Raw genomic sequence first — 23,038 nt, 5'->3', positions numbered from 1 at the left:
GGGGCGAAGCGGCGACTGCCGCCTTGGTTCACTTGTTCGGATTCTGAATGCTCACCTGCTCGCAGCCAATCGCGAGCAGGCATTGAACGAAGAAAGCGGCCGTGAAGGCTCCGCGACTGATCTTGTTGCGCAGGTTGACTTCGCTTTCGACAATTCCGCGTTCCGCCAAACGCTCGACCAGGTCGCCATAAGTCAGGCCGCGCCGTTTCAGCTCGGCTTTGAGAATGGCTTTGACATCCTCTCCAGTGAGTTTTCGGACCTGAGGTTCGATCGTCTGCGACATCGCCATCTTCAATGCATTTGTCATCGAATACGATACAAATGCCGTTGACAGCAAGTCGCTATCGCCTCAATGCGTCCGGGAAGATCGTGAACGTTCGACCGCGTGTCGCCTCGAGAGGCCTCTGACGCAGGAAAGATACAGGTATGAAGCGCCCGCAATCGCAGAAGAAGGCCCCTGATACTCTGCTCGTCGCGGCAATCAGGGAGGGGCGGCCGGCGTTCCTGTTCGCAGGGCTGTTCAGTCTGATCACCAATGCGCTCTATATGGCGCTGCCGATCTATACGAACCAGGTCTACGGCCGGGTGCTGTCAAGCTACAGCATATCCACGCTCATCGTCCTGACGACGGGCACGATCGCGGTGTTCGCGGTGTCGAGCATTCTCGACAACTATCGGGCTCGCGTCCTGTCAAACTTCAGCGCCGTGCTGGATCAACGGGTTGCGGGGCATGCGTTCACCGCGTTGTTCGACGGCGTCATTCAGCGTGCGCCGCAAGCGGGCGCCCAAGCCCTTCGTGATGTCGATGGATTTCGCCAGACCTTGACCGGCAACGGGATCAGCATCCTGTTCGATCTGCCGTGGGTGCCTCTCTACATTATCGTCCTGTTCGTCATCGATCCGGCCGTGGGTGCCATTACCCTGGCGGGCGGCGGCGTATTGCTGGTCTTCGCCCTGCTTCAGGACCGCGCCAGTCGCCCCGCCCTGATGGCGGCGAACGAAGCCGCGCTCAGGAGCTATGCGTTCACCGAAACAGGCTTGCGAAACAGCGAGGCAGTCCGGGCCATGGGTATGCTTCCGAATATCGGCCGAGAGTGGGGCCGTCACAGGCTTGAGACCATGGCGCAGAGCGACGTGGCCAATCGGTCCTCCGAATTCTGGGGTAACTGGATCAAGTTCGTGCGGATGCTGGTCCAGATCCTGATCATCGGGGTCGGCGCCTTCCTGATCATCAAGGGCGACATCGGGCCCGGCCTGCTGTTCGCCAATATGATTCTCTCATCCCGGGCGCTTCAGCCGATCGAGAGAACGGTTGCCTCCTGGCCGTCTCTGGTCGCTGCGAGCCAGGCGTATGAGCGCTTGAATTCCCTGCTCGCGGACTATCAAGCCACCAAGCCGAGCACGGCCCTTCCGCGCCCCAAGGGCCGCCTGACGGTCGAAGGGCTGAATTATGCCGTGCCGGGGACGAACCAGCTTATCCTGACGGGGATCAATTTCGATCTCGCTCCGGGCACGTTCCTCGGCATCATCGGTCCGTCAGGGGCGGGGAAGTCGACATTGGCCCGGCTCCTCGTCGGGGTGACCACACCTCTCAACGGCTCCGTTCGTCTGGACGGGTCGAGCGTGTTCGGCTGGAGCCGGACCGACTTTGGACAATACGTCGGCTATCTGCCCCAAGACACGGAACTTTTCGCCGGCACGGTCCGGGACAACATCGCCCGCTTCCAGCAGGACGTCAGCGATGAAGACGTCATCGCCGCCGCCCGCACGGCTGGGGTTCACGATCTGATCGTTCGCCTTGCCCACGGCTATGACACCGAACTGGGAACCGGCGGTATGGTTCTGTCGGTCGGGCAGCGCCAGCGTGTCGGCCTGGCCAGAGCGGCTCTGAAAAATCCCGCCTTCGTCGTTCTGGACGAACCCAACGCCAACCTCGACGCACAGGGTGAACAGGCGTTGATGGAGGCCCTCGCTGCCATGAAATCGCGAGGGGTCACCGTTGTCGTCGTTTCACACAAGCCCAGCATACTGACCAGCGCGGACCAGTTGCTCGTGCTTCGTGACGGCCGGATCAACATGTTCGGCAAGCGCGACGAAGTCCTGGCGAAGCTCGCCGGCGCCGGTGCCGGCACCGGTGGTGCAGCGCCCGCAGCGTTCGCGAACGCGCCGGCGCCGCCCGCCGGCAGCCCGGGGCAGGCGGCGGCCAAGCCCTTCATCCCGCCGGGCATGAAGGTCGTGGAGGCCAAGCGATGAACTTCGACCTCAACCGCATTTTTGCGGACAAGCGCAAGCTTGAGGCCCCTGTCGTCGGAGCGCCCGATACGCCGCTGTCGGCCGAAGCCCGCGAAAGCATGCGGGCACCGATTGTGGCCGGGATGGCGGTTGTCATCATCTTCGTCCTGGGTCTCGGCATCTGGGCGTCCGTGGCTCCGATCTGGGGCGCGGTGGTCGCCTCCGGTTCCGTTCGGGTCGAGGGCAACCGGCAGACGTTGAAGAGCCGCGAGGGCGGAACGGTGCGCGAGATCCTCGTTCGCAACGGCGATCTCGTGCAACAGGGTCAGGTCCTGCTGCGCTTCGATGACGGCGTTCCCCAGGCCCAGGTCGATGTGATGACCAACCAGTACGACGTCGCCGTCATGCAGCGCGCCCGTTTCCAGGCCGAGGTTTCAGGCCTGTCGTCGGTCTCTGCCCCTGCCGAGCTTCGGGCCCGGTCGTCGGATCCTCGCGTGGCGGCCACCATCCTGAACGAGACGACCCTGTTCAACTCGCGCCTGGCCGCGATCCAGGGGCAGGGGGCCATCCTCAACCAGCGCTTCGAACAGCTGCAGACGGCGCGGTCAGGCCTCAACGTCCAGGTTCAGTCGATCGACGAGCAGGTCGCGCTGATCCGCCAGGAGCTCGAGGGCCTCCAGACCCTGTACGACCGCGGCTTCGCGCCGCGGACCATGATCCTGCGAAATCAACGGGCCCTGGCCGAGATCGGCGGTCGCCGCGGCGCGCTGGCCGCCGACATCACCCGCAATCAGCAGCAGGCGGGCGAGACACGCCTTCAGCTGGCCCAGCTGTACGAACAGCGCGCCGCCGAAGCGGCCACGGGCCTGCGCGACGCCGAGGCGCGGCTTTCCGACGTCAGTCCCCGGCTCGATGCGGCCCGGCTCAGCCTGGAAGCCACGCGGATCGTCGCGCCCATGAGCGGCTATGTCCTGTCCCTGAGCCAGTTCACCGTCGGCGGCGTGGCCCAGCCGGGCGAGGTCCTGATGGACGTGGTGCCCGTCAATGCGCCCCTGGTGGTCCGCGTCCGCGTGCGACCGACCGACATCGACGAGGTCCGACTGGGCATGGACGCCGAGGTCAGCCTGCTGGCGTTCAGCAGCAACAAGGTGCCCAAGATGCTCGGCAAGGTGACCGCCGTCTCGGCGGACGCGCTCATGACCGACGACGGGGTCTCCTATTTCGAAGCCGACGTCCGCATCGGGCCGGACGAACTGCGCAAGCTCCCTGAGGGTGCCAGGCTCGATCCGGGCATGCCGGCCCAGGCCATGATCCGGACGGGGCGGCGGACGGTGATGTCCTACCTCCTGGGTCCGATCGGCGAGATCAGCAACAACGCCTTGCGCGAGCAGTAGGGCCGCGATGGACGACCCGCGGCTGAGTTTCCTGGTCGCGGGCGTCCAGAAGGGCGGCACCACGGCGCTGTTCGACTATCTCGTCGAACATCCCCGGATCGACATGCCCTCGATAAAGGAGGCGCATTTCTTCGACGACGAGACCGGCGTGGACTGGAACGCTCCGGACTACGGGCCCTACCACGCCCTGTTCCGGCCGCACCGGGCCGGGATGGTCCGGGGCGAGGCGACGCCGATCTACCTCTACTGGCCGAACGCGCTGGAGCGGATCGCGGCCTATAACCCCGCGATCCGGCTGATCGTCGTCCTTCGCGACCCCGTGGAGCGGGCCTGGTCGCACTGGCGGATGGAGTATGCGCGCGGGGCGGAGACCGAGCCCTTCGCCTGGTGCATCCGTCAGGGCCGGTCGCGCGTCGCCTCCGACCCGGCCGCGCCGGGCTTTCATCGCGTCCACAGCTACGTCGAGCGCGGCTTCTACGGTGCCCAGCTCCGGAGGGTGTTTTCGCTTTTCCCCCGTGAGCAGGTATTGCTCATCGACTCCGTCGATCTTCGCGGGAACCCCGCGTGGATTCTGGGCAACGTCTGCAGATTTTTGGAAGTGGGTCCGCTTTCGCACGTTGAACCAAAAGAAAGTCACGTTGGTATATCCGTGACCGGGTTGAACTCCATAACGACCGAAGACCGGAAATACTTGGCCGGCCTTTATGCAGACGATCAGCAACTACTCTCTACTCTCAGAGAAAATGGCCCGGTTGCTAACGCCGAAATCAGGCCTTGATCTCAGCCATCCTGCATGACTGCCACATTCTGCCTTTATTTACGAAAAATTAACTCACGGCGTGGTCCGGACAATACGGTTCGATAAGCCTCCCGCCTGTCGAGCGTTCGTCGCCCACTGTAGGGTCGGCGGAAAGGGCAGCGATCCAAACGGGTTGCAATAATCGGGGCCTCGGCTAAAAGCGGCCAAGGGCGGGCTTGCGCTTAGACGTTCTCCAATTCGGGGGCGGACGGGGCGGACCACGGTCTGGACACAACTGGAGAACTTTTTTCATGGCTACGCTTAATTTTGACACCGGCACGCAAACAGACGCCAACCTGTTTACGAACACGGACATTCTCTTCTTCCCGACCGGAACCGCTCAAGGCGTGACCTTCGTGGCCAACCCGGCCATCGGCGCGACCCCGGCCAGCCTGTCGATCACCATCAACGGCAAGACGCTGAACTTCGACGAAGCCGACTTCGCCGGCCGTACCGACTCGGCGACCGTGTTCGCCGACGGTTCCAGCTTCTACTACGGCAGCACGGACGCTGTTGTGGGCGACAACCTCGTTTCGGGCGGCGGCAACGACTACATGGTCGGCAACGCAGGCAATGACACCCTGAACGGTGGCAATGGCAACGACCTGATGTTCGGCAACAACGACAACGACTCGCTGTTGGGCGGCAACGGCGCCGACACGATCAACGGCGGCCAGGGTCTCGACCTCCTCCGCGGTGAAAACGGCAACGACGCCCTCCTGGGCGGCCAGGGCGCCGACACCATCTTCGGTAACGACGGCGACGACTACCTGCACGGCAACCTTGGCGATGACGTCCTGAACGGCGGCAACGGCAACGACACCATGCTGGGTGGCCAGAACGACGACACGTTGAACGGCGACGCAGGCAACGACCTGATGTTCGGCGATCTCGGCAATGACACCGTCTTCGGCAACAACGGCGATGACATCATCGACGGCGGTGCCGGCAATGACGGCCTGACCGGCGGTGAGGGCAACGACATCATCGACGGCGGCAACGGTAACGACACCATCAACGGCAACGAAGGCGACGACGACGTCCAGGGCAACGCCGGCGACGACACCGTGAACGGCAACGAAGGCAACGACACCGTCCTCGGCGGCCAGGGCAACGACGCCGTTGACGGCGGCGCCGGCAACGACTTCGTGTACGGCGACCTCGGCGACGACACCCTCACGGATGCCAGCGGCAACGACTTCCTCTACGGCGGTGAAGGCAACGACACCATCACCGACACGCTCGGCAACGACGTCATCGACGCCGGCAACGGCAACGACACCGTCACCGACGGTGCCGGCAACGACACCGTCTTCGGCGGTGGCGGCGACGACACCATCACGATGACCGGCGGCAACGACGTTCTCGTCGGCGGCGCAGGCAACGACAGCATCACCGGCGGCGTGGGCAACGACGTCCTGTCGGGCGAAGCCGGCAACGACACCCTGACGGCTAACGACGGCCAGAACACCGTCAACGGCGGCGACGGCAACGACGTCATCACCGCTGGTGCCGGTAACGACCTGATCGGCGGCGACGCCGGCAACGACTCCATCAACTCCGGCAACGGTGAAAACACCGTCAGCGGCGGCGTGGGTGCTGACACCATCACCGGCGGCACCGGCAATGATCTGCTGGACGGCGGCAACGACGCCGACAGCATCTCGGCCGGTGGCGGCAACGACACCGTCGTCGGCGGCGAAGGTGCCGACACCCTGCGCGGCGGTGCCCAGAACGACAGCGTCTTCGGCGGCAACGCCAACGACTCCCTGTTCGGCGACGCCAACGAAGACGCCCTCTACGGCGACAACGGCGCTGACACCCTCGATGGCGGTTCGGAAAACGACAGCCTCTTCGGTGGTGACGACGGCGACACCGTGCTGGGCGGAACCGGCTTCGACTTCGGTTCGGGCGGCGCCGGCAACGACTCCATGGACGGCGGTGCTGACGGCGACTCCTTCTCGGGCGACGCCGGCAACGACACCGTCCTCGGCGGCGCGGGCAATGACCTGGTCGGCGGCGGCGAAGGCAACGACACGGTTGACGGCGGTGCCGACAACGATGTCGTCAACGGCGACGCTGGCGAAGACACCATCAACGGCGGCACGGGTGGCGACACCCTGTCGGGTGGTGAAGGCAACGACACCATCATCGGTGCCGGCGGTAACGACGTCCTCTCGGGCGGCAACGGCAACGACACCTTCGTCTTCACGGCCGGTGACTCGGTCGCTACGGGCGCCCTGGTGACCACCACGACGACGACGCTCGACACCATCACCGACTTCGGTCTGACGGACATCATCTCGACGGCCATCAGCGGCCTGCCGACGATCACGGCCGCCAACTACGCCGAAACCTCGGTGGTTCCGGGCGCCAACGGCCTCGCGCTCAACGCGACGCCTCAGCAGATCTACGACGCGGCTCTGCTGGCTGCGAACGCTGCCCTGGTTGACGCCAGTGTCGCGATCGTGACCGTCGCAGTCCCCGGCGGTGTCTATGTCTTCGTCGACAACGGCGGCACCTCCGCTGCGGATGACGCCTTCTTCATCAACGGCGCCACCCTGGCCTCCATCGACTCGGTCAACTTCGTGGCCCTGACGACGGGCGACGCAGGCGCTGACGTCATCACCGGCACCAACGGCAACGACACGCTGGTGGGCAACGGTGGCAACGACACCATCAACGGCGGTCTCGGCAACGACACCATCAACGGTGGCGAAGGTCTGGACAGCATCACCGGTGGGGACGGCAACGACGCCATCACCGGCGGTAACAGCGACGACACCATCGACGGTGGCCTGAACGACGACACGATCACCGGTAACAACGGCAACGACACCCTCGAAGGCGGCGCCGGTAACGACGTCATCGACGGCGGCAACGATCAGGACACCATCACGGGTGGCCTGGGCAACGACAACCTCTCGGGCGGTGACGGCAACGACACCATCTCTGATGCTGCCGGTTCTGACACCCTGAGCGGCGGCGCGGGTAACGACACCCTCTCCACCGCAGGCGACGCGGTTGCCGACTCCCTCTCGGGCGGCGCCGGTAACGACGCCCTCACCGGTGGTGACGGCGCTGACACCCTGAACGGTGGTGCGGGTCTCGACACCCACACCGGCGGCCTGGGTATCGACCGCTACGTGTTCGCGGCTGGTGACTCCGGCACGGTCTTCTCGGGCGTCGGCGTCACGCCGAACATCGACGAGATCATTGCCTTCGTTGACACGGAGGTCATCGACTTCACCGGAACCAACACGAACGCTGCCAACTACGTGCTCACGGCTGCTCAGGGGGATTACGGCCTCGCTCTGACGGCCGCGAACGTCACGCTCGCCAACATTGCGGATGCGGTGACCATCACTTCGGTCGTCGTCGGCGCAGACACCTACGTGTTCTGGGACTCGGACAACAACGGCTCTGCCGATGTGGCGATCAAGTTGACCGCCTACGTGGGCAACGCGTTCGTGTTCAACTAAGACTAGCGACTAGGAAGATTGGGGCCGTCCTTCGGGACGGCCCCTTTTTTTTGCTCTATCGACAAGGGTGGCCGAGCCAGCGGCCAAGGGAAAAGGACACCAGGAACGGCATGGGAAATGCGGCGCTCTATCTGAACCCCGAGGCCTTCAACACCGGACTGCCTGCCCTGATGGGTCGCCAGTCCGCCGGCGAGAGCTTCCTGAAAGGCTATCTGCGCCATTCGACCGCCGACGACTTCCACTTCTGGAACGTCGCCAATGCCGCGCCGCATACGCTTCAGGGGTTCATTGAGGCCATCGGTTCGATCGGCAAGCCGATGACCGTCATCCCGCGCAACGACCGCCGTGGCCTCAGCGTCGCCGGCAATGTGTTCCTGCCGTCGCCCAATGTCGCGCGTGAAAGCTGGCACCGCCGCGTCGCGGGCCTGACCGACGCCTATGGCATCACCGCGATTACCCACACGACCGCGTCGGACAATATCATGGACGCCCTGGCCGACATGCTGACCGCGCCCGTGGAGTCCTGGGACACGCTGATCTGCACCTCCACCGCCGTCCGGGCCAGCGTCGAGCTGGAGCTGGAGGCCGTCCGCGCGGATCTGGAGCAGCGCGTCGGCGCGACGCGCCTGTCGGATCCGCAGATCGCCACCATCCCCCTCGGCATCAATGTCGACGACTTCGCCGTCAGCGAGGGCGATCGCGCCCGCTGGCGCAAGGAGCTCGGCATCGCCGACGACGCCGTCGTTGTCCTCTACGTCGGCCGGTTCAATCCCGCCGCCAAGATGAACCCTCTGCCGATGGCCCTGGCCCTCGAACAGGCCGCACAGATCTCAAAGAAACCCATCGCCTGGGTCCAGGCCGGCTGGGGCCAGAGCGTGGCTCACGAAAAGGCCTATCACGACCAGAGCCGGTCGCTGTGCCCGAGCATCGACTACCACGTCGTCGACGCCCGCAAACCCGACGCGCGGTTCTCGATCTGGTCTGTCGGCGACATCTTCATCTCCCTGTCCGACAACATCCAGGAGACCTTCGGCCTGACCCCGGTTGAGGCGATGGCGGCCGGCATTCCCTGTGTCGTCTCGGACTGGGACGGCTACCGCGACACGATCCGCCACGGCATCGACGGCTTCCGCGCCGCGACCTACGCCCCGAAGGCCGGCGCCGGCCAGGATCTCGCCTATCAGTACGCCAACCAGTGGATCAGCTACGACGTCTACGCAGGGGCGACCAGCCAGCTGATCGCGGTCGACGTGGCCGAAGCCGCGCGGGCTCTCGCCGACCTCGTGTCGAATCCCGATCTCCGCAAGAGAATGGGCCAGGCCGCCGCGGCCCGCGCCCGCGACACCTTCGACTGGACAGCCGTGATCCCGCAGTATGAAGCCCTCTGGGCCGAACAGACGCGCCGTCGTCTCGCCTCGGCCGGCCGGGTCGCACGCCCTCGCAACCTCGCGCCCCATCCCCGCCGTCTCGATCCGTTCCTGCTGTTTGGCGGTTACGCGACGGAGTGGCTCACCTCGTCCACGATGGTCACATTGCGCCCTGGAACCGACGAAGCCGCTCTTGCGGCCATTCGGGGACTGTCGCTCGCCGTCTATGGGTCCCACGCCCTGCCGACGACGAGCGAACTGACCCTGCTGATCGAGCGACTCAGCGCGGTTCGACAGATGACGGTCGGAGATCTGGTCGGGGTGTTCGCGACGGGCCGCCGTCCCTTTGTGGAACGCGGCGTCCTCTATCTGGCGAAATATGATCTCGTCAGGATCCTTCCCCGTTCCGACGTGATAGCCCGATAGGCGTCAGCCTGGGGTTCACGCCGTCGCGCCCGTCGCATTTCGAGGGAGGGGGGGGCGAATGGCCGGATCGCAGGTGTCTAAAGAATCTGCGATCCGGCCGACGACACACAGCCAGTTGGAGAACGAGGCCGATCTCAACCCATGCCACAGTCGCCGTCGTTTCAAAAGGGCTACGGCGACGCCAAATCAGCACAGGGTGACAGATTGCAGCTGATCTCGGCTGAAGCTGCGAACCGGTCGCAGATCTGCCTTGGTAGTCCCGGGCCGAGGCCCGGAAATATCAAGCCATTGCACGTGGATAAACCGCGAGCGCAGTAGACCCGGCTTCGAACGCCCGGGGCCATGACTCCAACGCTCACGAAATTGTGTGACGCGGGGTGCCTAGTCCGCCCTGCTCGATGATTGGAGAACCTCCGAGATCGCCTCCATCCAGCGTGGCACGCCCACGGTATGCCGATCGTAGAGGGCGAGGGCCGTCGCGCGCGCCTGCAGTCTCAGTGGATCGAAATCGCGGGGCCGCTGGCAGGCACCGATCATCGCTTGCGATAGTGCGGACACATCAAAGAAGTCGTTCAGCACGCCGTTGACGCCATCGGTGATCGCGTCTCTCACCGGCGCGGTGTCGGATCCGATGATCAGGCATTCGCAAGCCATCGCCTCGACGACCGACCAGGACAGTATGAACGGGTAGGTATAGTAGACGTGCGCCCAGGACAGCGAGAGCGCCGCAATCATTTCGGAATGCTCGAGCTTGCCGACGAAATGGACACGGGACAGATCAAGGGCGTCGCCGATCTCCGCGAGCATGCGGGTCTTCCAGGTCTGCCCCCCCGCAAGTTGACCTCCGTACCCGCCGCTCCCGTCCGAACCGATGATCACCACGTCCGCGTCCGGGCAGTTCCGCTGCAACTCGGGCAGGGCGCGCATGAAGATATGGAAGCCGCGCAGGCGTTCGAAGTTGCGATTGATGAAGGTAATGACCGGTCGTGAGCCGTCGAGAAACCGCCCGCCCGTCACGCGCAGACGGGCGTTCGCCTTCTTCACGGACCGATCCATGTCCACCCCTTCGTGGAAGGTCCGGATCCGGGGCTGGAAAACGTCAGGCAGGCCGGACGCCTGAAAAGGCGTAGGGCAGATGATCCTCTCGGCGGTGGCGTAGGCGAGCGCCAGCCCCATGTTCTTCGCATGGACCCGCATGTCCGCCTGGAGACTGTTTCGTTCGAACTCGGGATCGAACCCGACATCGGCTCCATGGGACTGGTAGTAGAATTCTCCGAACATGATCTGGGGGACGCCGGGAAAGATCTCGCTCAGTTGCAGCGTCTCTCCCCAACCCGGATGGCCTACGATCAGGTCGGGCAGGAAGCCGTCGGCCTTCAATTTCACAGCCGCCTCGGCCGCTGCATAGGCTCGCATCAGGTCGGCCTCGGCGCGCGTGGCCGGATCGAAAAGCCCGGCCGTGGTCCCGCGATTCAGGGACCAACGACGGAGGTCAACGCCCGGTCTCCCTTTCGCTGACTGGCCGCCGATTGCCGCAACCTTGTAGCCCGCTTTTACACAGGCGTCGGCGATGTGCGGAAACTGGCCGGGGAAGTTCTGATGAACAAAAAGAATGCGTTTGACCACGCGATACCCCGGCGACTGTGAGACTGGGTTGCGTCCGTTTCGCGGGACGACCGCTTTCTATTTACCCGGCATCTCGCGTTGATAAAGCCGGTAAATCATCAAGCAGATCAGCACACCCTTCGCCAAAAGACGCCGCCCTTGACGGGAAACCGAGTTCCGATGACGATGACTGATGGACTTTCCCCCCGAAATTCAACCCGATTTCCTGAGAGAGAGAAACTCTGATCTCGCTGATCTGTCAGATCCGGCGATTATCGCCCACTACAATCAGTACGGACGCGTGGAAGGGCGGAACGCTTCCCGGGGTGCGCTGAGAGAGTTGCTTCTGCCGCTGATCCCACGGGATGCGAGGGCACTGGAGATCGGCCCGTATTTTTCCCCGGTCCTGCGCGGGCCGAATGTGAAGTATCTGGATGTCTTCTCGACGGAAGAGCTTCGCGCGCTGAGCGTCGAGGTCGGCGGCGATCCCGATCAGTGCCCTAGCATTGACTTCGTCGGCTCCCTTGGCGAAGTCGACGAGACCTTCGACATCGTGTTCGGCAGCCATAGCATAGAGCATCAGCCCGACCTGGCTCGCCATCTGCAGGAGGTTGAGCGCGTCCTCGCCCCCGGAGGGCACTATATCATTCTCTGCCCGGACAAGCGCTACTGCTTTGATCATTTTCAACCCGAGTCGGGTATCACCGATGTCGTTGCGGCCTATCTCGACAAGAGGACCCGGAACACCGCCGGTGCCGTTCTCGGCCAACTGTCGATGACGACCCACAATGACTGCTTCGCGCATTGGGTCGGAGACCATGGGGCGAGACCGGACGACGAAGACGGCCTGCCGCGCCTGAAGGCGGCGATCGCATACTACGAGAGCAAGAAGGATACGTATCTCGATGCTCACGCCTGGAAGTTCACGCCGGAGAACTTTCGCCGGATCATGCAGGGACTGAGGACGCTGGACCTGATGACGCTGACTACCGAAAGGGTCTACGATACTCCGTCCCCGCGGCTCGAGTTCGCCGCCGTCCTGCGAAAGCCCGATACCCCGTGAGACGGACGGATTCACCGCGCTACGAAAAGCGATCATGACCGGGGACCATGCGGAATACCTGGAGGTGGAGGGCGAGGGACACCGGATCGAGATCAGCCCCTCCGCCATGCTGTCTTCCACCATCAAGGTGCGAGGAACCGCCAATACCCTGCGGGTCGGGCCAGGCGTCCGGTTCGCGCCCGAGAGTGGTGCGATGGTGATCGCGGGCGAGGGCCACTGCGTGTCGATCGGGGAGAATACGACCGCAAACCTCAACATCACCGTGAAGGGATCCGGGGGTGTCATCGAGATCGGGGAGACCTGCCACCTGACCGGCGCGGTGAACCTGATGGGCCAGGGCGCCCGCCTGGGCATTGGCCGGGGGACGACGATGGTTGATGGCCGGTTGCAGCTGCACGAACCCGGCGAGATCGAGATCGGGGAAGACTGCATGATCTCAAGTCAGGTCTATATTTCGATCAGCGACATTCATCCGATCTATGATCGAACGACAGGTGCCCGTATCAATCCGGCGCGGTCCATCGTCGTGGGCCGGCATGTCTGGCTTGGTCTGCGATCCATGATCCTGAAGGGTGCCAATATCAAAAACGGGACGGTCATCGCGGCGGGCGCAATGATCAGTGGCGAGACGCCCGCGCATGCGATCGTCACCGGCCCGCCGATGCGCATCATGCGCAGCGAAATCGTTTGGAGCCGGGACTTCGGCGACACGCCTCCGGTCATCGAATGACGCCGCCGGTGAAACGGCTGGGCATCTATCAGCCGAGTGGAAGGGTCGGCACGGGCCAGAACGTATTCGGCGTATCCGTGGCCAATACGGAGCTTTATCGCGCTCTCGCGGTGAACGCCGGCCTGGATCGCCTGGATGTCCTGACCAACGAGCCCGTTCCTCTGGAGCAGATCGTCCGGGGACTGACAGGTAGTGGAAGGGGAAAGACCGAGATCGCAACAGCGTCCATGCTGGACCCGACCGCCGCGCCGGCGTCAGGGGTGGTCCTGCGCGGCTCCGCCAAGCTTGAGGACCTCGCGTGGCTTCGCCGGTCTCGCTCAAGCGACGCCGGATACAGCCTCATGGGTCTGATCCACACCATCGCTCCGCCCGCGATGCGCCAGGAAATCGCGGCTGCATCCGTCGCTCCCGTTCAGGCGTGGGATGCGCTGATCTGCACCTCGCCTTCTGTCCAGTCGGCCATGCACGTCATGTTCGACGAATGGACGACCTACCTTGCAGAACGGTTCGGCGGAACGACGCGACCGAGGCCGCAACTTCCCCTGATCCCTCTGGGTATCGATAGCGCCCGGTTCGCGGCTATGGCTGATCGGCCGGGTGCGCGCGTCGATTTTCGGCGGCGGCTGGCTGCCGAAGATGGCGATATCGTCGTTGTCTGGGTCGGACGGTTGTCGTTCTTCGAGAAGGCCTTCCCGCAACCCATGATGCGCGCCGTCGCGGAAGCCGCCGCCAGGCAGGGCTGCCGGGTCCATCTGGCGATGGCCGGCTGGTTTCCGGGAGGCGAAGGGGACGAAAAGGACTATCGCGCAGCGGCATCGGCCTACGCGCCCGATGTCGCCTTTCATGTGCTGGACGGCAACGACCGCGGTCTCGTCGCAGATCTATGGGCCGGCGCGGACATCTTCATCTCCCTGGTCGACAATATCCAGGAGACGTTCGGCATCACTCCGATCGAAGCGATGGCGGCGGGACTGCCCGTGGTGGTCAGCGACTGGGACGGCTATCGCTACACCGTGCGAGACCAGGTCGAGGGTTTCCTCATCCCGACCCTGGGCGGCCCGCCGGGCGGATCTCCAAGGGGGCTCGTCGACGGTCACGCCCTGACGACGAAATCCTACCAGCAGTACGTCGGCGTGATTGCACAACATACGGCCGTCCACGTGGGACGCGCGGCCGATGCTCTCGGCGCCCTGATCGCCTCGCCGGAACTGCGAGCCAGGATGGGTGCCGCAGGGCGTCGTCGGGTCAGGGAGTTTCTGGACTGGTCCGTAGTGGCTCCTCAGTACGTGGAGCTGGCAGGTGAACTCACCGCGATTCGCAAGGCCGGCGGGTCTCCGACGGTCGGCGAACATCCTGTTCGGGGCGAGCCGTTCCGGGACTTTGCAGGGTTCGCCAGCCAGACCCTGTCGCCGGAAACCAGGGTCAACCTGCGCGACGGCGCCGGCTCCGACGATCTGATCCGCTCGGCATCGCTCCGGCTGGACAGCTTCGCGGGCAACTGGCGCGCGACCACGGCGGAAGCGGCTGCCCTGCTGCTGGCACTGGAAGATCGACAGCCCCGGCGGGTAGGAGAGCTGCTGGCCGGATTCCCGCCGCAGAGGCACCAGCGCCTGCGGCTGACCTTGCTCTGGCTCGCCAAGACAGGCGTTCTGGACTGGCTGGATCCGTAATCAGACTATTTCACCGCGCGGATGCGAATCTGCAGTTCCTTGACCACGTTCCACGTCTCGTTCGCCGCCACCCGCAGTTGCTCGCGGGTGATCTCTCCGCGCTGCTCCCTGGCGATCCAGCGGGAATCGTAGGTTTGCGATGCGTGCTCGACCTCGAAATCGACATTCATTGCATAGGCGATCATCGAATAGTTGGCCTTCCTGGCGATCCAGTCGTCGTTGCGTCTGCGCGACATCATTTCGAAGGTCAGAGGCGTGAAGGCGCGGACGTGGGTCGGGTCGGACCAGAAGGTGTCGTGCCGGAAGTGAGGCACGTGGATCTCGACGATCCCGTCCTTGGCGGTGATCCGGTAGAGCTCCTGCATCACCTTGGTGAAGACTTCGAACGTCGCGCCCACGTGCTCCAGAACGTGTTTCATCAGAATATAGTCGAAGGCGTTGTCCTCGAAGGGCCAGGGGAAGGACTCGATGTCCATCATCACGTCCGGATCGCACTCGGGGAAGCTGTCGGCGTTGACGAATCCTTCGCGCTTGTCGAAGCCGCACCCCAGGTTGAGTTTTCTCATCGCGTATTTCCCTTCAACCGGATCAGGCATTGATCGCGCCTAGTCTTTCCACGCGCTGACGTTCCAGCTCGGCGCGATCGGCCATGATCGAACGCGACCAGGCCTCCCGCTCCGGCGCCTGCTGCGCATGCATTCGCGTTGAGAGAACATAGGCCCGTCCCCGTTCGCGCCACTGACGCACCTTATCGGAGTTCTCGCACAGGTCGAGGATCGCATCCCGCCATTCGTTCGCCGTCTCTGCGAACATGGCCACCTCCCGATGGCGAGCGATTTCGCCATAGACGACGGGAGAGCAGATCGGCACGGCACCCGCCGCGCAGGACTCGATCAACTTGATATCGGACTTGAGCCGGTTGAAGACCGTGTCAGCGAGCGGCAGCAAGGAGATGTCGCAGCCGGCGAGGACGGACATGTAGTCAGAGTGCGAAAGCGTCGGGCGGAAGCGGATCCGGCTTCCGCGAGGCAAGGCCTCGGCGAACGCGCGATCGTGGACGACGTCGATTTCGATTCCATCGCCCAGCCTCTCGAACGCCTCGCGGATGCCCGGCATCACGGGTGTCCAGTCGTCGATACGGTTCAACGCGCCGAAGAAAAGACGCAGCCTGTCGCCGGTCTTCGGGGTGGGCACGGGCGCGTCCGGCAGAGCCAGGATAGCGTTCGGGAAGACCCGGACATTGGGATTCCATTGCCGGACCATGTCCGCGAGGGTGTCCGTGGTCACGGTGACGGCGTGGACACCGCGGTAGGCCCTGAAATCGGATTCGACGAAGGCCGGCCAGTGATGCGGGTCGTCATCCATATCGGAAACGATCGTCCATCCCGACGCGATCAGACGATCCACAGCCTTGATCAGCTCGCCGCCGTTCATGAACTGCCGGTGCAGTGTCAGAACCCCCGGGGGCCCCTTGGGAAGAACGACGGTGTTTTCCCCCCATGCCGCCCTCACGCCGGGCAGGCTGGTCAATGCCGTCCATGGATGATCGACGCGGGCGTCGGTTACGCCCGCGAAATTCTTCAAACCGATCGCGGCCAGGGCGATCGTCGGCGGGGGGGGTGATTTCGTTGCGCGTACCACCCATCCCATGGGCTCCAGTCTGGCCCGAGCGTCATCCGCGCCGAGCCCCAGTTCCGTCGCGGCCTGCAGAAGATGCTGGAGCGCCGTTCCTTGGGCTGGCCCCTGCGACACGGCCTTGCTGTCGAGAACATGCCAGCCAGCGTTTTTGAAAAGGGTCAGGGCGGCGGAAAGCGTCAGGACGGGTGGCGTCTCGTTCGCGTCTGTATCCTGGCCACGGATCAGCCGTTCGATTCTCGGCCAGTGGGCGGGATTCGGGACATAGGCGAGGCAAACAGCGGCAGGCGCAGCTCGGGCGCGAGCTGTCATCAGAAGGTCTGCGGGCTCGGAGAAGGTGTTCAGATCGCCCAGAATCAGAGCGTCGAACGGAACGTCCTGACCGGTCGCATCTATGGATCCCCATAAGTCCGCGGTGACGATCGATTGCGACGGCGTCTCCCGCCCGTCGGGCGCTGCGATCCAGTCAACCAGGGGGTTGCGGGCACGATAGGGACGCTCTGACGCGGCTTGCTGCCCGATCGCCAGAATCCTTGAGGCGGTCAGCGGCAGATACGCGAGAGTCGCCGCCCGGACTGTTTCCGCTTCCGTCGCGGGCATGGCTCAGGTCTCACGCGGCGAAAGCGGGCTCGTCTGATCCTGGTCCGTCACGCTCTGGTGGTTCGTCGCAAGTTGGGCGAGGCGCTGGGCTGCGGCGGCGTATCGGTCCGTGGCTCCACGCTCGGCAGCGCGAGCCAGGCGTAGATCCGCTTCCAGACCGGCGACGCGTCGCTCGGCCTGTACAAGCCGGCTTGCGATGAGGTCGGCCTCGGCGCGCGCCGCGTCCCTTTCCGCGATGGAACGGTCGTTCGCCGCGTCCAGCGTCGCAACAAGGGTTCGCAGCTCCGCGGCCTCGGCCGCCGAAGCTGCCGCGTGCGTCGTCGCGGCGTCGGCGATCCCCTGGGTCGCCTCTCTCGCGGCCGTCAGGGCGCGGCCGGCCTCGGCGGCGAGTCCAAGCTGACGGTACGCTTCGGCGAGGCCGTGCTGTGTGATCGAATGCGCGGTCTGCTCCTCCGCCCATCGGTCGGCGATGGCTTGCACGGCTTCGGCCTTGCGGTGTTCGTAGATGGCCCGGTCGGCCTCGGCGAGTTCGGCGCGCAGTCGGCGCTCGCGGATCAGTCGGGTCTCGCAACGCGCGATCTCTGCGATGGCCTGGTTCAGGTTATCGTCGGAACCGGCCGCCTCGAGAGACCTCTGGGGCGGCGTTTCGGTCGAAATCGTTCGCGCTGTCGCCAACGCCTTTTCCGCTGCGTCGGCCGCCTGGGTCGCACGGTCGGCCTCGCCATGGAAGCGGTCGCAAAGCGCGCGCAGGGCCGCGTTCTCCGTCAACGCTTCCGTGTGGCGCAGGCGAAGCCCTGGATAGTCCGCGAGTTCCCGACGCAAATCGCTCAGGGCGGGCGACACGGCTAGCGCGAGCTCGTCTAACTGTCGGATCACGCCATCGATGATCTCGCCCGGCGGATCCTGGTCGCGACAGGCCTCTGTCATCCAGGACCAGGTCTCGCGCGTCAGGGGTGCCAGGTTGGCGTCTTCGTCGGGTACATTGTGATGTCGGTGGGAACCCGACAGGAAGAGATCGATGTTGCCTTCGGCTTCCGCCGATCGGGCGGGAATGGCGTGCGACAAGGCCGTCTCGATCCGCGCCAGTTCCTGACGCCAGTCGGTCAGCAGGGCGTCATACCCTACAAAGACGCGCGGCCAGCCCCGAGTATCCCGCTCGACCGCCGCCATGGTCGCGGTCCACGACATTTCGGAGGCAGCGATCGTGGCACCGCTCCTGGCCGCGATCGACCTGGCCACCTCTGACGGGTGGCGAACCATGATCACATAGACGGGCGTCAGGTCTTGCCGCGCCAAGGCTTCGCGCCAGAACCGGCTTGTTGCGGATGCTCTGGGGTCCTTCAGGATCGGCAGGTCCCTGTCGCCGTAGTTTTCGGCGATGAAGATCGTTGCGGTTTCCATGTAGTCGGCGCGCGCGTCCCAGACAGCGGCATCGGCGCGATGAATGAAGACATCGTCCCAACGTGAGCCGACCTCGACCAGCATCCGGTCATTCAGGGCCACCATCTCCCACGGCTCCCAGAAGCCCTCCGGATTGTCAGGCCCGGCGTTCATCAGCCGTTCGGGCAGTGCGCCCCCGGCCAACGAAAGCAACCGTGCGGCGGCCGAGGTGCCGCTGCGATGCATCCCAACGACCATCAGCGCCTTTCGCGTCGACGCGGGCGCGGTGGGTGCTGCGGGCGCGGATCGCTTCGATTTGGCCTCGGCCACTCTGCAACTACCTCGGAACGGTCAAGCGGGACGGTGAGGCAGGGTTAGGCGACCGCGGTCGCGGGCGTCAACTCGCCTTCGCGTTCCAGCCAGGCCGAATAGGTGTGGGGCCCTGCGGCGAAGGGGTCGGGGAAGGCGTCCCTGATGTCAACGCGTTCCCGGTACAGCACACGATGACGCTTATCGATCCGCCGTCCATCGTCAAACCGATCATAGGCCCAGTATCGGTCGGGGATGCGCGGATCGCGGGCGACGGCCACGAGCCGCTTGTACCAGTTCCAAACCTCGTGGACCTCGAAGTTGGCGCCGGCATAGCGGCGGGTCATGATATCGCCGGTCGGGCCCAGTTTGGTGAAATGCCAAAACTTGAGCGGCGAGCCGTTGATCCGCACGACGCCATCGACGCCGATCGCCACATGACGTTTCGACAGGTTCCAGCTGGCGACGTTGAGTCCGGGGTCGCGCAGGATCGCGAAGCGGTCGTAGAAGGCCGGAACGTGATCGCACCAGCGTTGATCGACGAACAGTCCGCGCGGAATATCGTCGTGGCAGTACGCGAGGAGGCGGTCGTTCCACCAGCGGGCGAAGGCCGCGCCCTGGCCCGTCGTCCGGATGGCGACAAATCCCAGGTTGAAGATGCCGGTTCGCAGCGTCGCCAGTTCATTGTCCAGAATGGCGCCTTCTTCGTCTTCAGGCTCCAGAAGGTGAGGGGTCAGGCAGCCGTCATGGGTCTCCAACGCATCCAGGACTGTGATCAGGGGATTGACCACCGCGATATCGGGATCGAGGTAGACGACGGCGTCGTGGTCGCCGGCCTCGCAGGTCTGATGCAGAAAGGGCCCCTTCACGGCCGTGCAGACCTCCACGACGTCATGCTGGAACAGCCAGCCCGTCGCATTCGGCAGGTTCAGGTCCTCGAACCAGACAAGACGGTCGAAATCTTCGTCCGCGACGTCGATCGACAGGCCTTCGGGAGGCCGGTCCGTGATCAGTGCGACAAGGGTCCAGTCCGGATGATGGCGCCGCAGCGTCTGAAACAACACACGCGCCCGATCCAGATAGGCAAAGGTGAAGCTTGTGAAACACAGGACCTTCACGTGGCCGGCCCCCCGATGAAGTCCGCGCTCATACGGCTGTACTCGAGATCCTGTCTCACGCGCCCCGGCCTGGCCAGCGCGGCGATTTCGCCCGTTTCGAACAGGTTGAACAGGTGGTCCTCGTCTCTGGCGACAAAACCTCTTCCGGCTTGCGAGGCGAGCTCGACCACATGCCCCGCCAGCGGTCCGGTCAGAACGAAGGCTCCGCCGGCCGCGGCTTCATAGGCGGTGAAGCAGAAGGTTTCGGGCCAGACAGACCAGACGACGGCGACGTCGATATCCAGCGCGCCGATCGCGGCGATCATCGGTTCCGGTTCGGCCTCGCTGGGCGCGACGCGAGTGAAGGCCACGTCCGGCACCCTCGGGTCGGGCGAACGACCCAGATGATGGAAGCTGTACCGGGGATCGCCTTCGAAGCGTCGAACCAGCTCCGAGAAGACGGGCCACCCCTTGTGCAGCGTCGCCATGCCGGGAAAGGCGACACGCAGAGGGCCGGTGCGCGCCTTCTGGCGGCTTCCGGGCCGGGGGACCAGCCGGGCGTGCGGATGAACGCGGACCTCATGGCGGCCGGGAAACCGTTCCGCCCACAAGCCCGCCGCCGCGCTGGACGGAGCCAGGACCGTAACGTCCAGGACATTGAACAGTCTGGCGTGCTCGGCCAGGTGGATCGGGCGCCGCTGCCCGTAGGCGCAGAGTGTGCAGGCGTTGCTGAGCAAGTCCGGAGCGCCGCAATATTCCACGTCATTGCGCATCAGCGCGTAGTTCGCGCACAGGCTGGAGAAGTCGTGGAGCCAGACATAGGTTTCTGGAGCCTGCACAGCTGCCGCCAGCTGAAGAACGCCGTCCACCGAATGGCCGATCAGGCTGTGCACGGCGATGCTTGAAGGCCGCCCCCCGGACCATGCCGCCAGACTTGCCGCGACGTCCGCATAGCTGAAGCAGCCGATCGAGCGTCCATCCAGGTGCAGGCGGACGAGAGGGGCTTCACGTTCGACCTCGATCGTCTGGCCCGGCGGGGCCGGATGAAGGTTCAGGTGTGTTCGTCCAGCTGCCTGGACCGCCTCGGATTCCAGCCGGATGCAAAGTTGAACGCCCCCCGGGATCGCTGTGTAGTCGTCGTGACTGAAGGTCAGATGGAGCCCGCCCGACGGTCCTGTTCGCTCGCCCGCCGACAAGAGCGCCTCATCCAGGGCGGCGACCGAATCCGGCCTGGGCCGTTCGGCCAGTCGGGAGCGAATCTGAATCCGTTCCTCGAAGGCGGGCCGTCCGATCAGAATATCGTAGCGGAGGCCATATTCGTGGTCGGTGGGTCGACCCTCCGCGCGTCCGTGACGGACGTAGTGGTCGAAAGGATCGATCTGCAACACAGCCACGTCAGGGTGGAGATCGAGGTATTTGGCGACGGAGAAATCCGGCGTGGGATCGCGCTTCTCCCGCCAGCCGAAGGTCCGGAAGTGCAGCCACGGATCGATACCCGATTCCGCAACGTCTTCGTTGGTCGCCAGATAGAAGTCGACGTCGAATTCCGCCTCGACCAGATCCTCGGGCGAGGGTTGCGGCGCGTCGCTGGTCACCGCAACCCGGGGGCGAGAGCGGCCAGTCCGAATTTGGCGAGCCACATGAGCGCGCGGAAGTTCGTCGCCCGGGATCCGGGGACCGCGGCCAACAGATTCCCCACCGTCTGTTCCCGGACGGAAAGCGAACGATGGATCGCCCGAATGGTCGCCGCTGGCAGCAGGGTGTCGTGCAGCCCGTAACGCGCAGGGGTCATTTCCAGAAGTACGTCGAGCGCCTTGCCGTTTGCATCGCGAACTGCGACGCGCCATTCCAGTCCCACGACCGCGGTGGGGTAGCCCGAAAACAGGCTGAAGGGGTCAGGCCTCATCGGCCAGGGCTGTGGCGGGCGGGGCTCGGCCGCAGCGCGAATCTCTCCAAGGCCTTTGACCATGTCGAAGTAGCGATCAAGGATCACCGGCCAGTCGAACTCCTGTGTCGCCCGGCGGCGACCCGCTTCGCCGAGACGGCGTCGCAATTCGGGATCGCTCGCCAGCTCGACCACGCGCTGGATCAGCGCATCCGGATCGACCACGGTGCTCAGCGAAACTCGCCCGATGTAGAAGTCGTAGGTGTCCTGTTCCAGCGCATGCCGCGCCGCCAGAACATTGCCCATGCCTTCAGGTGGGGCGAGGACCGGAATCCGGTACCCATCGACACCGTCCCTCACGGTGTCCTTGTAGCCATTCCAGTCGCTGACCAGCACCGGCAGGCCGGCGGCCATACCCTCCAGCGGCGTGAGGCCGAACGTTTCCTGAATGTTGTCCGACAACGAAACGAAGACGTCGGATCCCCGCCAGGCGGCACGAAAACGGGCGTCGTCGCGACCATCGACGTAGATGAAGCGGGCGGACGGGGCCAATTCCGTGCGCGCGCGATCAAACGCCGCCGCGATCGCATCGTTGGGATAGACACCCGCCTCCACGACCGTGAGACGGCGCCCCATGCGTTCGCACGCAGATTGCACCGCCTGGTAGAAGGGAATGGGATTGGCCTTGGCGTGGAACGTCAAACGCCCGGCGAACAGGAATGCGACTTCGTCGGGGTCCAGCCCCAGCAGTGCGCGCGCAGCCTTTCGGTCGTCCTCGGTGCTTAGAAATGCCGGAACGTCGATCCCCAGCGGAATCACGGGCAGCTGAATGGCGTTGAACCTGGTGGCTCCAGTGTGCTCCGCCATCCACTGCCGCATCTGCTCCTGCATGCGCGTCACGATTTCCAGCGCTGCGCTCGACGTGCAGATGAGCGCGTCCCATTGCTGGAAGGGTGGAAGCACCATCTGCGAAATCTGGTCCATGGCACCGGCCGAGGACAGTGTGTGGGTCACTCCGAACAGGCTGTAGGCCGCAGGCCCGCGCGTGTTTCGAGCCTTGGCCAGATCGTTCGAGGGCGGAGCAGGATAGTACAGCGCGCCCAATTGGGTCATGGCGGCGTCACCCGGCGCTTCACGCCAGCGAACAGATCCGGAATGGCCATTCGCGCGCAGTTGGGCCAGCATCTGCTCGCCGCCTTTTCGATCAGCGCCGAACGCGTGGATTTCGCCTGTCGACCAACGCCGGGCGACGCCGTTCATCAGCGCCTTCCCGGCGCTTTGGCGGCCCATGATCTTGCGCGTCGTCGTGTAGGCGTCGCCTGTATAGTAGAAGGCGAAGTTCGGGGAAGAACTCAGGGTCATCG

The 23,038-nt window shown here is 64.6% G+C and carries 16 protein-coding genes; 8 read left to right on the top strand and 8 right to left on the bottom strand.

The features are described 5' to 3' along the window. Window positions 1-28 precede the first annotated feature (28 nt). A complete protein-coding gene (locus ACW18A_RS13350) occupies window positions 29-283 on the bottom strand; it encodes a DUF6471 domain-containing protein (RefSeq protein ID WP_492022199.1) in 255 nt (84 codons plus the stop codon). A 143-nt stretch (window positions 284-426) separates the two neighbouring features. On the opposite strand from ACW18A_RS13350, the gene ACW18A_RS13345 reads away from it, so the two are divergent. The 5 genes from ACW18A_RS13345 to ACW18A_RS13325 all read left to right on the top strand — a co-directional run bounded on the left by ACW18A_RS13345 (window position 427) and on the right by ACW18A_RS13325 (window position 9,700). Beyond that, on the top strand, window positions 427-2,253 hold the full coding sequence (locus tag ACW18A_RS13345; protein WP_492022198.1) for a type I secretion system permease/ATPase: 1,827 nt from the start codon (window positions 427-429) through the stop codon (window positions 2,251-2,253). Continuing rightward, window positions 2,250-3,626, top strand: coding sequence for an HlyD family type I secretion periplasmic adaptor subunit (locus ACW18A_RS13340; protein ID WP_492022197.1), 1,377 nt, complete (start codon window positions 2,250-2,252; stop codon window positions 3,624-3,626). The genes ACW18A_RS13345 and ACW18A_RS13340 overlap by 4 nt, the downstream gene beginning before the upstream one ends. Window positions 3,627-3,633: 7 nt before the next feature. After that, window positions 3,634-4,404 (top strand): sulfotransferase domain-containing protein, encoded by a 771-nt coding sequence (locus ACW18A_RS13335; protein ID WP_492022196.1) that lies wholly within the window; start codon window positions 3,634-3,636, stop codon window positions 4,402-4,404. 272 nt (window positions 4,405-4,676) lie between these two features. Then, complete coding sequence (locus ACW18A_RS13330; protein WP_492022195.1) at window positions 4,677-7,907, top strand: beta strand repeat-containing protein; 3,231 nt, start codon at window positions 4,677-4,679, stop codon at window positions 7,905-7,907. A 110-nt stretch (window positions 7,908-8,017) separates the two neighbouring features. Next, a complete protein-coding gene (locus tag ACW18A_RS13325; protein WP_492022194.1) occupies window positions 8,018-9,700 on the top strand; it encodes a glycosyltransferase family 4 protein in 1,683 nt (560 codons plus the stop codon). A 381-nt stretch (window positions 9,701-10,081) separates the two neighbouring features. Here the strand turns inward: ACW18A_RS13325 and ACW18A_RS13320 are convergent, their stop codons facing one another. Beyond that, window positions 10,082-11,326 (bottom strand): glycosyltransferase, encoded by a 1,245-nt coding sequence (locus ACW18A_RS13320; protein ID WP_492022193.1) that lies wholly within the window; start codon window positions 11,324-11,326, stop codon window positions 10,082-10,084. 172 nt (window positions 11,327-11,498) lie between these two features. Between ACW18A_RS13320 and ACW18A_RS13315 the strand changes: the two genes are divergently transcribed. The 3 genes from ACW18A_RS13315 to ACW18A_RS13305 are packed head-to-tail and all read left to right on the top strand — an operon-like array spanning window position 11,499 to window position 14,768. Next, on the top strand, window positions 11,499-12,368 hold the full coding sequence (locus tag ACW18A_RS13315) for a class I SAM-dependent methyltransferase (RefSeq protein WP_492022192.1): 870 nt from the start codon (window positions 11,499-11,501) through the stop codon (window positions 12,366-12,368). A 34-nt stretch (window positions 12,369-12,402) separates the two neighbouring features. Continuing rightward, entirely contained in the window at window positions 12,403-13,098 is a 696-nt protein-coding gene (locus ACW18A_RS13310; RefSeq protein WP_492022191.1) for an acyltransferase, read from the top strand. Further along, the gene (locus tag ACW18A_RS13305; protein WP_492022190.1) at window positions 13,095-14,768 is read left to right on the top strand and encodes a glycosyltransferase family 4 protein; all 1,674 of its coding nucleotides are present in this window, start codon (window positions 13,095-13,097) and stop codon (window positions 14,766-14,768) included. Before ACW18A_RS13310 ends, ACW18A_RS13305 begins: the two co-directional genes overlap by 4 nt. Before the next feature lie 5 nt (window positions 14,769-14,773). Here the strand turns inward: ACW18A_RS13305 and ACW18A_RS13300 are convergent, their stop codons facing one another. From ACW18A_RS13300 to ACW18A_RS13275, 6 genes are all read right to left on the bottom strand, one after another. After that, a complete protein-coding gene (locus tag ACW18A_RS13300; RefSeq protein WP_492022189.1) occupies window positions 14,774-15,334 on the bottom strand; it encodes a class I SAM-dependent methyltransferase in 561 nt (186 codons plus the stop codon). Between the two features lie 22 nt (window positions 15,335-15,356). Further along, entirely contained in the window at window positions 15,357-17,003 is a 1,647-nt protein-coding gene (locus ACW18A_RS13295) for a glycosyltransferase family protein (protein ID WP_492022188.1), read from the bottom strand. A gap of 3 nt (window positions 17,004-17,006) precedes the next feature. Then, window positions 17,007-18,641, bottom strand: coding sequence for a sulfotransferase family protein (locus ACW18A_RS13290; protein WP_492022187.1), 1,635 nt, complete (start codon window positions 18,639-18,641; stop codon window positions 17,007-17,009). 116 nt (window positions 18,642-18,757) lie between these two features. Beyond that, a complete protein-coding gene (locus ACW18A_RS13285; protein ID WP_492022186.1) occupies window positions 18,758-19,810 on the bottom strand; it encodes a hypothetical protein in 1,053 nt (350 codons plus the stop codon). Then, window positions 19,807-21,384 (bottom strand): glycosyltransferase family protein, encoded by a 1,578-nt coding sequence (locus tag ACW18A_RS13280; protein WP_492022185.1) that lies wholly within the window; start codon window positions 21,382-21,384, stop codon window positions 19,807-19,809. Before ACW18A_RS13280 ends, ACW18A_RS13285 begins: the two co-directional genes overlap by 4 nt. Beyond that, window positions 21,381-23,036, bottom strand: coding sequence for a glycosyltransferase family 4 protein (locus ACW18A_RS13275; protein ID WP_492022184.1), 1,656 nt, complete (start codon window positions 23,034-23,036; stop codon window positions 21,381-21,383). The genes ACW18A_RS13280 and ACW18A_RS13275 overlap by 4 nt, the downstream gene beginning before the upstream one ends. Window positions 23,037-23,038: the final 2 nt, after the last annotated feature.

The sequence above is a fragment of the Brevundimonas sp. AVps5 genome (assembly GCF_058681515.1).
The sequence above is the reverse complement of the archived record's forward strand: the minus strand, read 5'-3'. Positions and strand labels throughout refer to the sequence as shown.

Excerpts from the sequence above, each read along its gene's own strand:
- ACW18A_RS13290 (WP_492022187.1), bottom strand. The coding sequence starts at position 18,641 with ATGGTCGTTGGGATGCATCGCAGCGGCACCTCGGCCGCCGCACGGTTG.
- ACW18A_RS13330 (WP_492022195.1), top strand. The coding sequence starts at position 4,677 with ATGGCTACGCTTAATTTTGACACCGGCACGCAAACAGACGCCAACCTG.
- ACW18A_RS13300 (WP_492022189.1), bottom strand. The coding sequence starts at position 15,334 with ATGAGAAAACTCAACCTGGGGTGCGGCTTCGACAAGCGCGAAGGATTC.
- ACW18A_RS13335 (WP_492022196.1), top strand. The coding sequence starts at position 3,634 with ATGGACGACCCGCGGCTGAGTTTCCTGGTCGCGGGCGTCCAGAAGGGC.
- ACW18A_RS13340 (WP_492022197.1), top strand. The coding sequence starts at position 2,250 with ATGAACTTCGACCTCAACCGCATTTTTGCGGACAAGCGCAAGCTTGAG.
- ACW18A_RS13345 (WP_492022198.1), top strand. The coding sequence starts at position 427 with ATGAAGCGCCCGCAATCGCAGAAGAAGGCCCCTGATACTCTGCTCGTC.
- ACW18A_RS13310 (WP_492022191.1), top strand. The coding sequence starts at position 12,403 with ATGACCGGGGACCATGCGGAATACCTGGAGGTGGAGGGCGAGGGACAC.
- ACW18A_RS13350 (WP_492022199.1), bottom strand. The coding sequence starts at position 283 with ATGTCGCAGACGATCGAACCTCAGGTCCGAAAACTCACTGGAGAGGAT.
- ACW18A_RS13325 (WP_492022194.1), top strand. The coding sequence starts at position 8,018 with ATGGGAAATGCGGCGCTCTATCTGAACCCCGAGGCCTTCAACACCGGA.
- ACW18A_RS13315 (WP_492022192.1), top strand. The coding sequence starts at position 11,499 with ATGGACTTTCCCCCCGAAATTCAACCCGATTTCCTGAGAGAGAGAAAC.
- ACW18A_RS13305 (WP_492022190.1), top strand. The coding sequence starts at position 13,095 with ATGACGCCGCCGGTGAAACGGCTGGGCATCTATCAGCCGAGTGGAAGG.
- ACW18A_RS13275 (WP_492022184.1), bottom strand. The coding sequence starts at position 23,036 with ATGACCCTGAGTTCTTCCCCGAACTTCGCCTTCTACTATACAGGCGAC.
- ACW18A_RS13295 (WP_492022188.1), bottom strand. The coding sequence starts at position 17,003 with ATGCCCGCGACGGAAGCGGAAACAGTCCGGGCGGCGACTCTCGCGTAT.